The organism is Leucothrix pacifica (assembly GCF_003172875.1).
Lineage (GTDB): Bacteria > Pseudomonadota > Gammaproteobacteria > Thiotrichales > Thiotrichaceae > Leucothrix > Leucothrix pacifica.
The window spans coordinates 1-1,859 of the sequence record NZ_QGKM01000068.1 but is presented as its reverse complement, the minus strand read 5'-3'; the positions used below and the strand labels follow the sequence as shown (position 1 = coordinate 1,859).

The following is a 1,859-nucleotide window of genomic DNA, read 5'->3' as shown; positions in this document are numbered from 1 at the left end:
GCATCACCCATGACGCCAGATCGGCCTGAGATGATCACGGTTCAGTATGGCGCGGTGAGTATACAGATCCCCACGTCTTCAGCGCCGATGGTTGTGTCGTTGGTCAAGGCGCTGGCTTTATGATTCAGTGGCCGGATAATGTTCGATGCTATTTACATCGTGAACCCGTGGATTTTCGCAAAGCGATTAACGGCCTGAGCGTGATTGTACAGGAGGATATGGGGCTGTCACCGTTTGAGCCATGCTTGTTTGTGTTTTGTAATCGTAGGCGCACCCAACTGAAGGTGCTGTATTGGGATGAAACAGGCTTTGCCTTATGGCAGAAGCGGTTGGAACAGGATAAGTTTTGTTGGCCACGCCACTGGCCCGATGACACGGTGATGCTGAGTTCAGAGCAATGGCAGTGGTTGTTGCGTGGGATGGATATTCGCCAGCTGACCCCGCATAAAACCTGTGTTTTTGGTGTGACCGCGTAATCTAATCTGGTAAGCTAACGGCATGCGTAGTGCCATTGATTTACAACAAGAAAATAGCCAATTAAAGGCCGAACTCGCGGTCAATGCTAAGCAATTGGCAAGCCAATCTCAACGCATTCAGGCGCTGGAAGAACTGCTGCGGCAATCCCGCCAGCAACGGTTTGCTGCTAGCAGTGAGAAGTTGCCTGCGGATCAACTCAAGCTTTTCGATGAGGCCGAGGCGATTGCTGATACGCCTGAGCAAGAAGCACCTGAACCCACCCAAACCGTTGCCGCGCATCAGCGTCGCAAACCACGAATCAGTATCCCGGCACACTACCCGCGGGAAACGATTACCTACACCTTGCCGGACGATCAACAGTACTGTCCGCATGATGGCACATTACTCAAAGCCATTGGCACCGAAGACCATGAGCAGTTGGATATCATTCCGGCGCAGCTCAAGGTTATCCGGCACAGTCGCCAGAAATACATTTGCCCTTGCTGTGAGCAATATCATGCGATTGCCGATAAGCCCAAGCAGCCCATTGAAAAGAGCATTGCCAGTCCGGGCTTGTTAGCCCATATCGCCGTTCAAAAGTATGCCGATGCCTTACCTCTGTATCGTCAGTCCGTCATCTTCAAACGGGTCGGGGTTGAACTAACGCGCGCCAACCTCGCCAACTGGATGATCCGTTGCGGTGAACTCAGTCAGCCACTGATTAACCTGTTACAGGATCATTTACTCGAGCAAGCCGTCTTGCATATGGACGAGACACCGCTTCAGGTACTCAAGGAGCCAGACAAGACCGCGCAGAGCCAAAGTTATATGTGGGTCATGGGACACTTTGGTCATCAAAGCGCCGTGATCTTCCACTACGCGGCCACGCGCGCTCAAGCCGTCCCCATAGCATTACTCTCGCCCGAGGTTAACACCCTTATGGTCGATGGCTACAGCGGCTACCAATCCGCTTGTGATGACTACGGTATTACCCGCTTAGGCTGCTGGGCGCATGCCCGACGCTACTTGGTGACCGCTAAAAAACTTCAGAAAGCCGGTAAAGCAGGCAAAGCCGATCAGGGACTCGCCTACATCCAAACGCTTTACGCCCTTGAGCGGACACTGAAAGACAAACCACCCGATGAACGCTATCAGCAACGGCAAACTGACGCGCGTCCCATTCTGGATAAGCTGAGGCAATGGCTGGACAGCAGTCTGCCACAAGTATTACCCAAAAGTGCCATCGGTAAGGCGTTGTCCTACCTTGATAACCAGTGGTCACGGTTAATCGGCTACGTCGACGATGGGCAGTACCCCATCGATAACAACCCTGCGGAAAATGCTATTCGACCGTTTACCGTGGGCCGTAAAAACTGGCTATTTGCCAACAGTCAATCTGGGGC

Annotated in this window: 2 protein-coding genes; both read left to right on the top strand. The window is 52.7% G+C overall.

Annotated features, from left to right (window positions below):
* The first annotated feature begins 119 nt into the window (after positions 1–119).
* Positions 120–476 carry an IS66 family insertion sequence element accessory protein TnpB gene (gene tnpB, locus DKW60_RS18155; RefSeq protein WP_109839085.1) on the top strand — a complete coding sequence of 119 codons (357 nt, stop codon included), beginning with the start codon at positions 120–122 and terminating at the stop codon, positions 474–476.
* A gap of 22 nt (positions 477–498) precedes the next feature.
* Positions 499–1,859: IS66 family transposase (gene tnpC, locus DKW60_RS18150; RefSeq protein WP_109839084.1), on the top strand; the 1,361-nt coding region annotated here is incomplete at its 3' end.